Origin of the sequence: Aeromonas sp. s10 (genome assembly GCF_040907975.1) — a bacterium.
GTDB classification, from domain to species: domain Bacteria; phylum Pseudomonadota; class Gammaproteobacteria; order Enterobacterales; family Aeromonadaceae; genus Aeromonas; species Aeromonas caviae.
Genome location: NZ_JBFOCV010000029.1, coordinates 26,558 through 38,047 on the forward strand (window position 1 = coordinate 26,558; position 11,490 = coordinate 38,047).

11 protein-coding genes are annotated in these 11,490 nt (G+C 62.5%); 5 read left to right on the forward strand and 6 right to left on the reverse strand.

Annotated elements, in window-relative coordinates:
• Positions 1 to 64 precede the first annotated feature (64 nt).
• Entirely contained in the window at positions 65 to 1,768 is a 1,704-nt protein-coding gene (locus tag AB5Y59_RS07950) for an amidase (protein WP_368211784.1), read from the reverse strand.
• Positions 1,769 to 1,895: 127 nt separating this feature from the next.
• Positions 1,896 to 2,993: an agmatine deiminase gene (aguA, locus tag AB5Y59_RS07955; RefSeq protein ID WP_368211785.1), complete on the reverse strand. Its 1,098-nt coding sequence runs from the start codon at positions 2,991 to 2,993 to the stop codon at positions 1,896 to 1,898.
• Positions 2,994 to 3,139: 146 nt separating this feature from the next.
• Here aguA and AB5Y59_RS07960 point away from each other — a divergent pair, with 146 nt between their 5' ends.
• Positions 3,140 to 4,051 (forward strand): LysR family transcriptional regulator, encoded by a 912-nt coding sequence (locus AB5Y59_RS07960; protein WP_325784835.1) that lies wholly within the window; start codon positions 3,140 to 3,142, stop codon positions 4,049 to 4,051.
• 481 nt (positions 4,052 to 4,532) lie between these two features.
• Positions 4,533 to 4,868 (forward strand): endonuclease domain-containing protein, encoded by a 336-nt coding sequence (locus AB5Y59_RS07965; RefSeq protein WP_104455301.1) that lies wholly within the window; start codon positions 4,533 to 4,535, stop codon positions 4,866 to 4,868.
• Between the two features lie 144 nt (positions 4,869 to 5,012).
• On the opposite strand, the gene AB5Y59_RS07970 is transcribed toward AB5Y59_RS07965, so the two are convergent.
• A complete protein-coding gene (locus AB5Y59_RS07970; protein ID WP_010672924.1) occupies positions 5,013 to 5,579 on the reverse strand; it encodes a TetR/AcrR family transcriptional regulator in 567 nt (188 codons plus the stop codon).
• 167 nt (positions 5,580 to 5,746) lie between these two features.
• Here AB5Y59_RS07970 and AB5Y59_RS07975 point away from each other — a divergent pair, with 167 nt between their 5' ends.
• The 3 genes from AB5Y59_RS07975 (at position 5,747) to AB5Y59_RS07985 (ending at position 8,460) form a co-directional block, all read left to right on the forward strand.
• On the forward strand, positions 5,747 to 6,784 hold the full coding sequence (locus AB5Y59_RS07975; protein ID WP_368211787.1) for an alkene reductase: 1,038 nt from the start codon (positions 5,747 to 5,749) through the stop codon (positions 6,782 to 6,784).
• A gap of 291 nt (positions 6,785 to 7,075) precedes the next feature.
• Positions 7,076 to 8,002 carry a bifunctional helix-turn-helix transcriptional regulator/GNAT family N-acetyltransferase gene (locus AB5Y59_RS07980; protein ID WP_214003440.1) on the forward strand — a complete coding sequence of 309 codons (927 nt, stop codon included), beginning with the start codon at positions 7,076 to 7,078 and terminating at the stop codon, positions 8,000 to 8,002.
• Positions 7,999 to 8,460: an acyltransferase gene (locus AB5Y59_RS07985; protein ID WP_010672920.1), complete on the forward strand. Its 462-nt coding sequence runs from the start codon at positions 7,999 to 8,001 to the stop codon at positions 8,458 to 8,460. Before AB5Y59_RS07980 ends, AB5Y59_RS07985 begins: the two co-directional genes overlap by 4 nt.
• 180 nt (positions 8,461 to 8,640) lie before the next feature.
• Here the strand turns inward: AB5Y59_RS07985 and AB5Y59_RS07990 are convergent, their stop codons facing one another.
• From AB5Y59_RS07990 to prfC, 3 genes are all read right to left on the reverse strand, one after another.
• On the reverse strand, positions 8,641 to 9,090 hold the full coding sequence (locus tag AB5Y59_RS07990) for a GNAT family N-acetyltransferase (protein ID WP_368211789.1): 450 nt from the start codon (positions 9,088 to 9,090) through the stop codon (positions 8,641 to 8,643).
• 73 nt (positions 9,091 to 9,163) lie between these two features.
• The gene (locus AB5Y59_RS07995; RefSeq protein ID WP_368211791.1) at positions 9,164 to 9,502 is read right to left on the reverse strand and encodes a nuclear transport factor 2 family protein; all 339 of its coding nucleotides are present in this window, start codon (positions 9,500 to 9,502) and stop codon (positions 9,164 to 9,166) included.
• Positions 9,503 to 9,670: 168 nt separating this feature from the next.
• On the reverse strand, positions 9,671 to 11,260 hold the full coding sequence (gene prfC, locus AB5Y59_RS08000; RefSeq protein WP_103255304.1) for a peptide chain release factor 3: 1,590 nt from the start codon (positions 11,258 to 11,260) through the stop codon (positions 9,671 to 9,673).
• Positions 11,261 to 11,490: the final 230 nt, after the last annotated feature.

Below are 11,490 nucleotides of genomic sequence, written 5' to 3' on the forward strand. Positions count from 1 at the left end.
GAGGGAGGCATGATGCCTCTCTCTATTTAATCCCTGATTCTTCGTAGACAAGGCTTTACAGCAATCACCCCAACGGTGGCGTGCGTGGCGGCACCCTGCGCTTGCTGCCGGTGGACTCGAAGGCCGAGGCGACGCGCAGCAGGTTGTTGTCGTCATAGGCGCGACCGGCGAAGGTCAGGCCCACCGGCATGCCGATATCGGCCATGACGCCCATGGGGACGGTGACGGTCGGTACGCCGAGGTGGCGAATGGCGAGGTTGCCGTTGGCAACCCAGATGCCGTTGCTCCAGGCGATATCGGCGGAGGCCGGATTCACGTCCGCGTCGGCCGGGGCGACATCGGCAACTGTGGGGAACAGCACGGCGTCGAGCTTGAGCCCGTCCATCCAGTCTTCCAGGTCCAGCTTGCGGGTCTGCTCCAGACCGCGCAGGCCATCCGGCACTGTGGCGATCTCGTCCCAGGATTTCAGGCCGCGCTTGGCCATATTGACGTACTCGTCCATGCCCGCCGCCAGATCGCCCTCGCGGTTCGGCAGGGTGCCCGGATCGTGGGGGAAGATCTTCGGCCCATCGACATCTTCAAGTTTGTTCAATTTGGGATCGCCATTGGCGCGCAGGAAGTCGTCGAACGCCCAGCCGGATAGCTCCCACAGCTCGTCGTTGAGAAACTCCGGGCTCACGATGCCGCGATTGAACACGGTGGGCGCGCCGGGTCTGTCCCCTTCGCAGTTGGAGACCAGGGGGAAGTCCACTTCGATAACTTCGGCGCCCGCGGCTTCCAGTGCCTGACGGGCCTGCTCCCACAGCGCGATCACGGTCGGACGAGTATGGATGCGCTGACCGGTCGGGCCGCCGATACCGGGATTGTCGCTGGTGCCCGCCAGTTCATCCTTGTTGATAAACATGCGCGGCACGCCGAGGCGCTTGCCCTTGAGGGCATCGGCCTTGACGGCCAGATCCAGATAGGAAGCCGGACGCACCTCGGAGGCCTTGGGGATCTTGACCCAGGGCTGCATCCGCCACAGGTCACCACGAGTCTCGGCATCGTCGGCCACTACCACATCCAGCACTTCCAAGAGGTCTGCCATGGTGCGGGCATAGGGCACGACGACGTCCATGGTCGGGGTCAGGGGCCAGTTGCCACGCACCGAAATCACGCCACGGGACGGGGTGTAGGCGCACAGGCCGTTGTTGGACGCAGGACCCCGGCCGCTCGACCAGGTCTCTTCCGCCAGACCGAAGGCGGCGAAGCTCGCGGCGGTGGCAGTACCGGCACCGTTGGAGGAGCCGGAGGCAAAGGGCGCGGTCAGGTAGTCGGCGTTGTAGGGGCTCTCGGCGCGGCCATAGACGCCGCGCTGCATGCCGCCATTGGCCATGGGCGGCATATTGGTCTTGCCCAGGCAGATGGCACCGGCGGCGCGCAGCCGCTCCACGGTAAAGGCGTCGCGCTGCGCCACCAGATCCTTGAAGGCCGGGCTGCCGGAGGCGGCGGTCAGCCCCTTGACCAGGTAGCTGTCCTTGGCGGTGTAGGGGATGCCGTCGAGCGGCCCCAGGGTTTCGCCACGGGCACGGCGCGCATCGGACGCTTGCGCCTCTTTCAGGGCATCGGGGTTGGGCACCACGACGGCGTTGAGGCGGGTTGCTGTCTCGGGGCCGTCATAGGCTTTGATCCGCGCCTGATAGGCCTCGACCAGTTCGACCGCTGTGGTGCGGCCCGATTCGAGCGCGGCACGCAGCTCGGCAATGGAAACCTCGGTCACTTCGATCATGGGGATCTCCTGTAAAAGGGTGACTGTTTGTCATGATGATCGCCGCATCGGCGCCTGCGACCATCACATTATCAAGAGATAAAACCCCACGGCGTGGGGTTTTGAATTTCTACACTCTTCGACCAGCTTATTTGCCGGAGGGGATCTGCTGAGTAATGCAGTGGATATTTCCCCCCCCCAGCAGGATCTCCCGGGCCGGCACGCCGACGACCTTATGCTCCGGGAAGATCTCTTCCAGAATGCGCTGGGCTTCGCCGTCGGTGGCGGCATCCAGCAGCGGGTAGACGATGCGATCGTTGGTGATGAGGAAGTTCACATAGGAACCGGCCAGACGACCTTCTGCCTCGCGCGGCACACCGCTGCCGCTCTCGACGCCGGCAGACTCCTCCTCTGTGCAGTAGAGCGGACCCGGCTGGGGCAGTTTCCACACTTTCAGCTTGCGCCCCTTGGCATCGACCGCCGCTTCCAGCACCTTGAGGGCGGCCAGGGAGCGGGCGTACTGGGGATCGTTCTCGTCATCGGTCCAGTGCAGGGCCACTTCACCTGGGCGCACGAAGCAGCACATATTGTCGATGTGGCCGTCTGTTTCATCCATGTAGACGCCTTCGTCCAGCCAGATAAAGCTGGTGACGCCCAGATAGTCGCGCAGGTGAGCTTCGATCTGCGCTTTGGTCAGGTGCGGGTTGCGGTTTTCGTTGAGCAGGCACTCGGCGGTAGTCAGGCAGGTGCCTTCGCCATCCACATGGATGGAGCCCCCTTCCAGAATGAGCGGTGCATCGTAACGATCCATGCCGTGCTGTTCCAGCATCCGGGCTGCGACCTCTTCATCCTGGTTCCACGGGTAGTAGAGACCCCCCTTGTGGCCGCCCCAGGCGTTGAAGCCCCAGTCCACCCCACGGCACTCGCCTGCGGCGTTGGTGACGATGGTGGGGCCGGTATCGCGGGCCCAGCAGTCATCGCTGGCCATCTCCACCAGGGTGACGTGGGCAGGCATGATGGCGCGGGCCTGCTCCATAAACTGGGCCGGTACCCCCATAAACACAGGAGTGGCCTGCCCGATGGCATCCGCCACCTTGGCGAAGGTGGCCTGGGCGAAGCGACCGGCTTCCCGCCAGTTGTCCGGGCGGAACGGCCAGATCATCCAGACGGCCTGCTGGTGAGCCCACTCGGCGGGCATGGTGAAGCCGTCGGCGGCCGGCGTGGTGTTCATGGTCTTGATGCTCATCGCAAGGCTCCTTGCATGGATTGAGGCCCCCGATTTGCCTGGGAACCCTGAAAAAAATAAGAGTGGGTCGCAGTGTAAGAAGTTGCGCGCCCATCCATCAAATGAATAGGATTAATTGTCCCATAAACACGGCGAATAATCCCCCCATGAAACTGCACCAGCTCGACCTCAATCTGCTGCTCGCCTTTGACGCCCTGATGACGCAAGGGAGCGTGACCCGCGCCGCCGAATCGCTCTTTATCAGCCAGCCCGCCATGAGCCACTCCCTCGGCCGGTTGCGGGCCTTTCTCGGCGACCCGCTGCTGGTGCGCACGCCCCAGGGGATGTTGCCGACTCCCCGGGCCCAGCGCCTGCATCTGGGGGTGCAGCAGGCGCTGCGGCTGCTGGAGCAGCAACTCTGGGAGGAGGACGAGTTCGCGCCGCGTCAGTCGAAGCGCCGCTTCGTGCTCTGCACCACGGATTACGTGGAGTGCGTGCTGATCCCGCCCCTTATCCAGCGCCTCAGGAAACTGGCGCCGGGCGTCACCATCGAGATCCGCATCCTGCGCGATACCCTGCCCGAAGCCGAGCTGGCGAGCGGCGAAATCGACCTGGTGCTGGGGTTTGACGAGTACATGCAGGTGCCGGGGTATCTGGGCAAGGAGACCTGGCTCACCGAACCCCTGGCCGGGCTGGTGCGCGCCACCCTGGAGCTGGAGGAGGAGCGCATCACCCTCGACCAGCTAATCGAGATGCCCCATGTGTTCCACTCGCCGCTCGGCACCTCGGAGGCGAGCCTCGACCGCTATTTGCAGAGCCTGGGCCATAGCCGCACCATCTCGGTCAACAGCCAGAGCTATATGTCCGCCGCCGCCATCGTGAGCCAGAGCGACCACCTCTTGGTACTGCCCAGCATGGTGGCCGAGCTGCTCGCCAGCCACTGGCCGCTGAAAAGCCTGCCCCTGCCCGACGACGTGCCGGACTATCACCTCAACTGCGTCTGGCACCCGGTCCACGCCCAGCAACCGGCCTTGATCTGGTTGAAGGCATTGATGAAGGACCTGGTGAGTCCGGGCTAAGCGGCTGCGGCTGGCATACCAAAGCAGCATGCGCAGCAGCCGGCCCAGGTGTGGCTCAAGCATCTGATGAAAGAGCTGGTGACTCCTGAATAACCCGACGGCGTGTGACTCCCCCCCTCATCCCCAACCCTTCTCCCGCAAGGGGAGAAGGGAGCGGATCTGCGCCACTGGCAGCATCGCAAACAACCTGTCTGCTAGGGCGGAATACATCCCACCAGCACATCGACCTGTCGATTCATCAGTTCATCAGTTCATCAGTTCATCAGTTCATCAGTTCATCAGTTCATCAGTTCATCAGTTCATCAGTTCATCAGTTCATCAGTTCACGATGGCCCCGAGATGACCAACAAGATGACAACTGTCACTCGATCTGTCCCCTCTCCCTCTGGGAGAGGGCCAGGGTGAGGGGAAGCAACCCACTCAGTCACCAGACCGGGGAATGGCTATATCTAATAGGGTCAAACAGCTCTGGATAGGCACCATGAGAACCCATCCGTTTGCCAAGCGCATGAGGCGAGAAGCCACCCTTGCCGAACAGAAGCTGTGGCTGCAATTGCGCGACCGCCGTCTGGCCGGGGTGAAATTCCGTCGCCAGATGCCCATCGGGCCCTACATTGTCGATTTCATCTCGCTTGAGCAGAGGTTGATCATCGAGGTCGATGGATCGCAGCACAACGAACCGGCAGGGCGGCAACATGATGGCGCAAGAACGGCCTACCTCAATCAGCAAGGCTTTCGGGTGATCAGGGTGTGGAATAACGATGTGTTGAGTCGGATGGAGGCCGTACTGGCCCATATTTGGCTCTCATTGCGCTGAGCAGAGCCCTCCCCTTCATCCCCAGCCCTTCTCCCATTCTTTTGTAGATGAGCGGGAGAAGGGAGCAAACAACCCGGCGGCGTGTGGCATCCCCAGCAACAACAAAGGCTCCCGCGGGAGCCTTTGTTGTTTCCATCCTCGCCATCATGCCCGCAGGGCGCTCATCATCCGGGCAACGACACCGGCCAGCAGAGGGCGGTCGGGGTGGCACTGGGCGAAGGTGACCAGTCCCTGGATGTGGACCTGCAAGAAGGCGGTCAGGGTGGGGATGTCCCCCTCTTTTGCCAGCTCTCCCTGCGCCTTTGCCAGGGCCAGCTGCCCGGCCAGATCCTGTTCCAGCTCGCCGTAGATGGCCTTGAATCGAAGGTGCAGCTCCTCGTCCTGCTCCGCCAGCTCCATCAGGGTGCGGGTCAGCAGGCAGGAGCCCTGCAGGGCATCGTCCACCACCTGCTCGAGGAAGGCGTGCAGCCCCGCCAGCGGACTGGGCTGTGCCAGGCAGCGACGGCGCAGGGCTCCCTTCTCTGCCACATAGTGATCGACCGCCGCCAGCAGCAGGCCGCGTTTGTTGCCAAAGGCGGCATAGAGGCTGCCCGGGTGCAGGCCGGTTGCGGCCACCAGCTCCTGCATGGTGGTCTTGGCATAGCCTTTGGCGCGAAAGGCTTCCATGGCGTTTCGCAAGACGGCATCCCGATCGTATTCGGCGCTGCGCATGGGGTCTCCGGTGGCAAGGTCCCGCGGGACGGAAAAAACAGGGCGGCAAGTTTACCCCAGCCTCCCCCGTCAATCCATGTTGAATGCTTGCTCAAAAAATACTTGCACACAAACCAAAAAACGTCTTGAATGCCCGTTCAAGAATCACTCCCTCAGGACAGACGATCATGAATACCCTGTTTCAGCCCTATCGCCTCAACGACACCCTCACCCTCGCGAACCGTTTCATGATGGCTCCCCTCACCCGCTGCATGGCGGGCCCGGGTCTGGTGCCCACCGAACAGATGGCCGCCTACTACGGCCGCCGCGCCGACATCGGCCTCATCATCTCCGAAGCCACCATCATCCGTCCGGACGGGCAGGGCTACCCCAATACCCCGGGGCTCTACAGCGCCGAACAGATCGCCGGCTGGAAGAAAGTGACCAGCGCCGTGCATGCCAACGGCGGCAAGATCTTCGCCCAGCTGTGGCACGTGGGCCGTCTCTCCCACCCCTTCTTCCACCACGCCGAAGTGCTGGCCCCCTCTGCCATCGCCCATGAGGGCACGGTGCCGCGCATGCGCGAGCTGGTCTATCAGGTGCCGCGCGCCCTGACCGAGAGCGAAATCGCCCAGCTGGTCGAGGATTATGCCCAGGCCGCCGCCAACGCCATCGAAGCGGGCTTTGACGGGGTGGAGATCCACGGTGCCAACGGCTACCTCATCGATCAGTTCCTGCACCACGCCAGCAACCTGCGCACCGACAACTACGGCGGCAGCCCGGAGAACATGAGCCGCTTCGCGCTAGAAGTAGTGGATGCCATCAATGCCCGCATCGGCGGGGATCGGGTGGGCCTGCGCCTCTCCCCCGGCGCCTACGTGCACCTCGAAGGGGATGCGCGGGATCGCGCCGTGTTCGACCACCTGATGGCCGAGCTGAACCAGCGTACTCTGGCCTATCTGCACCTGGGCATCTTCGATGACAGCCTCACCTTCGACTACCTGGACGGCCGCGCCTCCGACTACCTGCGTGCCCGCTACGACGGCCACCTGGTAGGGGTGGGCAACTACAGCGCCGAGACCGCGCTCGAGGCCATCGAGGCGGACCGCTTCGACCTCGTCGCCATCGGTCGCCCCCTCATCGCCAACCCGGACTACCTCGCCAAGGTGAAGCAGGGAGAGGCGCTGACCCCCTATGCCGACACCATGCTGGCGGAGCTGGTATAAACCGCGCCCAGGCGCCGCACGCGGGTCGACCCTTTGCCACTGGCACGGGTGTCATCCTCCCCTGACAGCGCCGCTGTCGACCCCTGTCGACAGTGCCAAAGTCGCGGGCTGTACCTACTGACCAAGGATGGGATCCGCGCCCCCGCGCGGGTTTCCAATGTTTGGGCCCTCTCCCGGGCCCTTTTTTCTGCCTGTCTTTCGCCCTTTTTCACGTAAATGGTTGTCATCAACAACCAAAAGATGGTATTGGTTGCGCATAACAACCAAATACCACCACAAGGAGACAACCCCATGGATCCCCGCCCCCTGCGCGCCCTGTCGAGGGAACTGGTACGCGAACTCGGCATGCTCTCCCAGCAGTGCGGCTCGCTGGCCCTGAGCCCCCTGGAGGCCCACCTGCTCATCGAGCTGGAGAACGGTCCCGCCACCAACCAGCAGCTTGCCGAGCGCCTTCGCATCGACAAGTCCAACGCCAGCCGCCCCCTGGCCCGCCTCGCCGAGCGGGAGCTGATCGCCTGGCAACCCCACCCCTCGGACGGGCGCAGCAAGGAGGCGAGCCTCACCGAGCCGGGCAAGGCACAGCTTGAGGAGCTGCACCGGCAGATGGACGAGACCATGGCGGGGGCCCTGGCCCAGCTCTCCCCCGCCGAGTGCGAGCAGATCTGGGAGGGCATGCGGCTCTATCGCAGCGCCCTCTCCCGCGCCCGCCGCCAGCAGGGGTTCGTCATCCGCCCCATCACCCCGGCCGACAATCCCCGGATCGCCGCCGTGGTGCGCGCCGTCTCCGCCGAATACGGCCTCACCGCCGACAAGGGGTATGGCGTGGCGGATCCCAACCTCGATTTTCTCCACGAGACCTATCAGGGGGAGCGCAGCCGCTACTGGGTGATTGAGGGACCGGACGGCACAATTCTTGGCGGGGGCGGCATAGCGCCGCTGGCGGGGGCAGCGGATGTGTGCGAGCTGCAGAAGATGTACTTCCTGCCCGCCCTGCGGGGGCTGGGGCTGGGACGGCGGCTGGTGTTGCAGGCGCTGGCCGAGGCTCGCGCCCTGGGTTACCAGCGCTGCTATCTGGAGACCACCGCCGTGCTGCGGGAAGCCACCGCCCTCTATGAATCCCTGGGCTTCGAACACCTGCCGGGGCCCCTTGGCTGCACGGGCCACGACGCCTGCGAGATCTGCATGGTGCTGGCGCTCGACGGGAAGGAGGGGAGATGAGTGAACCAAAACGACTCTCTGTCGGCATACGAGATGTCAGCTTCGGTGAAAGGGTGAAGCTGGTTGAGCCTGTCAATCTCTACGGCTGTACCCTGGCTGACGATGTCTTTGTCGGCCCCTTCGTGGAGATACAGTCGAACGTCTCCATAGGTCGCGCAACCCGCATCCAGTCCCACAGCTTTATCTGTGAGCATGTGACCATAGGTGAGCGCTGTTTTATCGGTCACGGCGTTATGTTTGCCAATGACCTCTTTCAAAGCGGCGCCCCCGACCCGGATCCCGCCAGTTGGGGCCGAACCCACATCGGGGATGGGGTATCCATCGGTTCAAACGCCACCATTTTGCCGGTACGGATATGCCAGGGAGCCGTCATCGGTGCCGGCGCAGTGGTGACCCGGGACATCACTGTACCTGGCACCTATGCCGGTAACCCCGCCAGATTGCTGCGTACTTTCTAGCCAGAAGCGCCAATTCCCCCCTCATCCCCCCTTCTCCCTCAAGGGTAGAAGGGGGCCGGGCAGGCAATCTGTCGATACCCCGCGAGCCCGTTTACCCCGTATCACGGCCCCAAGCTGACACCGCGCCTCCCCAGAAGAGCGATTGCCATCTATCTCATGGACAGTGACACATAACGCCTGTCAGGCTCCAACCCGCTGGGTATAGTGATCAAAGGCGATTACCTTTTGATACCCCTCTGATTCATAAAGTAATTTTGCAGGTTGATTGGAGACAGCCGTCGCCAGTTTGACGGTCAGGGCATCTGTCTCCCTGGCAAAGCTGGCCACCCGTTTCAGCAGCGCTCTTGCCACCCCCTGCTGGCGAGCTGACTCGACGACATAAAGATCATTGAGGTACCACATCCTCTTCATCGCGATGGAAGAGAATGCCGGATACAACTGGACAAAGCCTGCACACTCTCCCGCCTCGTTGCGTGCCAGAAAGATAACTGAATCCGCCCCCTGAAGGCGTTCCCCGATGAATCGGGTTGCCTCATCTCTGTCCGGCGCTTGCCCATAAAACTGCCGATAGGCATCAAACAGACGGCTGGTTTCTTCAATGTGGGCCAACGTGGCCTGGAATATCTGCATGGCATCTCCTTGTCACCCTTCCCTGCACAGCGGTGCAATAGGATGGGGCCGTATGGTAAATACAGTGTCGGGTTTAAGAGGGGAAATAGAACCAGGCGGTCTGGATAAGACCCTCCTTCACCTCGAACACCGCCACGCTCTCGATGGGCTCGGGGGAGAGACCGTGGATCAGCTCGTGATCGAACACCTTGTTGCCCAAGACGGTGCGTGACAGCAGCTCGGCCTTGAGCAGCGGGTTGTTGAATCTGTGCTGCCCATAGAAGGTTCGCAGCGCCCCCTTGCCGACTGTGCTCGGCGTCTCGGTCGGCATGCGATAGCCTTTGAAATCCGGGGCAAAGCAGGCCACGAAGGCGTCGAGATCGTGGGCATTGTAGGCGGCAAACTGCGCCTCTACGGGTTGGGTGACGGACATGTCTCTCTCCATGCGTGAAATTTAAATCACTTATCATTTATTTTTATTCACTCATCAAGCCCCGGATGGGGATCGCCGCCCCTTCCAATGACACGCCCCATAACAAAAAACCCCGCCGAAGCGGGGTCTCTCTGGTCATCAGCCACCCGCTGGGTGCGGGCGGGGTGATCAGTGTTCGCGGGTCTGGCGGAAGTGAACGTCCGGGTGACGCTCCTGGGCCAGGCGCAGGTTGACCATGGTCGGCGCGATGTAGGTGAGGTTGTCACCGCCATCGAGGGCCAGGTTGACCTCGTTCTTGCGCTTGAACTCTTCGAACTTCTTGACGTCAGTCCCTTCCACCCAGCGGGCGGTGGCGACGTTGACCGCCTCGTAGATGGCCTCGACGTTGTATTCGCTCTTGAGGCGCGAGACCACCACGTCGAACTGCAGCACACCGACCGCACCGACGATGAGATCGTTGCTGATGAGCGGACGGAACACCTGCACCGCCCCCTCTTCGGAGAGCTGCACCAACCCCTTGAGCAGTTGCTTCTGCTTGAGGGGGTCACGCAGGCGGATGCGGCGGAACAGTTCAGGTGCGAAGTTCGGGATGCCGGTGAACTTGAGATCCTCCCCCTGGGTGAAGGTGTCGCCGATCTGGATGGTGCCGTGGTTGTGCAGACCGATGATGTCGCCGGCACAGGCCTCGACCGCCTGTTCACGGTCACCGGCCATGAAGGTGACGGCGTCGGAGATGTTCACGTCCTTGCCGATGCGCACGTGGCGCATCTTCATGCCCTTGCTGTAAGTACCTGACACGATACGCATAAAGGCGATACGGTCGCGGTGTTTCGGGTCCATGTTCGCCTGGATCTTGAACACGAAACCGGAGAACTTCTCCTCGGTGGCCACCACTTCGCGGCTCTCGGCCTTGCGCGGCATGGGGGCTGGCGCCCAGTCGGTCAGGCCGTCCAGCATGTGGTCGACACCGAAGTTGCCGAGGGCGGTCCCGAAGAAGACCGGGGTCATCTCGCCGGCGATGAAGGCATCGTGATCGAACTCGGGAGAGGCGCCCTGCACCAGCTCCAGCTCGCCACGCAATTGGGCCGCCAGATCTTCACCGATGGCGGCGTCCAGCTCGGGGTTGTTCAACCCCTTGACCACCCGCTTCTCCTGGATGGTGTGGCCCTGACCGCTCTGATACAGATAGGTCTCGTCCTTGTAGAGGTGATAGACCCCCTTGAAGGACTTGCCGCAGCCGATGGGCCAGGTGATGGGGGCGCACATGATGTTGAGCTCGCGCTCCACCTCGTCCATGACCTCCATCGGATCGCGCACTTCGCGGTCCAGCTTGTTCATGAAGGTGAGGATGGGGGTGTCGCGCAGCCGGGTCACTTCCATCAGCTTGCGGGTCCGGTCTTCAACACCCTTGGCGGCGTCGATGACCATCAGGCAGCAGTCGACCGCCGTGAGGGTACGGTAGGTATCTTCGGAGAAGTCCTCGTGACCCGGGGTATCGAGCAGGTTGACCAGGCAGTCGGCGTAGGGGAACTGCATCACGGAAGTGGTGATGGAGATACCGCGCTGCTTCTCCATCTCCATCCAGTCGGATTTGGCGTGCTGGCCCGAGCCACGGCCCTTGACGGTACCGGCACGCTGAATGGCCTGTCCGAACAGCAGGACCTTTTCGGTAATGGTGGTTTTACCCGCATCCGGGTGCGAGATGATCGCAAAAGTGCGTCTCTTGGAGACTTCACTCAGAAATTCAGCTGACATAATTCGACGTTCTTCTATTGAGCGGCGGCCTGGAGCCACCGTGGGAAAAATGCGGGACAGCACCTTGGAATCAGGGCGCCCATGCAGACAACGACACCACGCGGGCGGGTCAGTGACCGCCGGTGGAGACAGGAGAAGCGCGTTGCATTACATGGGTCTGGCCCCGGATCAAAGCAAAATTGCGCGGCATTATACCCGCGCGAGTGAAAAATACCCAGCCCGCTATCACGGGG

What these genes read in the sequence shown, in the direction of transcription:
- AB5Y59_RS07965 (WP_104455301.1), top strand. Translation starts at nt 4,533, where the DNA reads ATGAGAACCCATCCGTTTGCCAAGCGCATGAGGCGAGAAGCCACCCTT.
- AB5Y59_RS07985 (WP_010672920.1), top strand. Translation starts at nt 7,999, where the DNA reads ATGAGTGAACCAAAACGACTCTCTGTCGGCATACGAGATGTCAGCTTC.
- AB5Y59_RS07995 (WP_368211791.1), bottom strand. Translation starts at nt 9,502, where the DNA reads ATGTCCGTCACCCAACCCGTAGAGGCGCAGTTTGCCGCCTACAATGCC.
- AB5Y59_RS07960 (WP_325784835.1), top strand. Translation starts at nt 3,140, where the DNA reads ATGAAACTGCACCAGCTCGACCTCAATCTGCTGCTCGCCTTTGACGCC.
- aguA (WP_368211785.1), bottom strand. Translation starts at nt 2,993, where the DNA reads ATGAGCATCAAGACCATGAACACCACGCCGGCCGCCGACGGCTTCACC.
- AB5Y59_RS07990 (WP_368211789.1), bottom strand. Translation starts at nt 9,090, where the DNA reads ATGCAGATATTCCAGGCCACGTTGGCCCACATTGAAGAAACCAGCCGT.
- AB5Y59_RS07970 (WP_010672924.1), bottom strand. Translation starts at nt 5,579, where the DNA reads ATGCGCAGCGCCGAATACGATCGGGATGCCGTCTTGCGAAACGCCATG.
- AB5Y59_RS07980 (WP_214003440.1), top strand. Translation starts at nt 7,076, where the DNA reads ATGGATCCCCGCCCCCTGCGCGCCCTGTCGAGGGAACTGGTACGCGAA.
- AB5Y59_RS07950 (WP_368211784.1), bottom strand. Translation starts at nt 1,768, where the DNA reads ATGATCGAAGTGACCGAGGTTTCCATTGCCGAGCTGCGTGCCGCGCTC.
- AB5Y59_RS07975 (WP_368211787.1), top strand. Translation starts at nt 5,747, where the DNA reads ATGAATACCCTGTTTCAGCCCTATCGCCTCAACGACACCCTCACCCTC.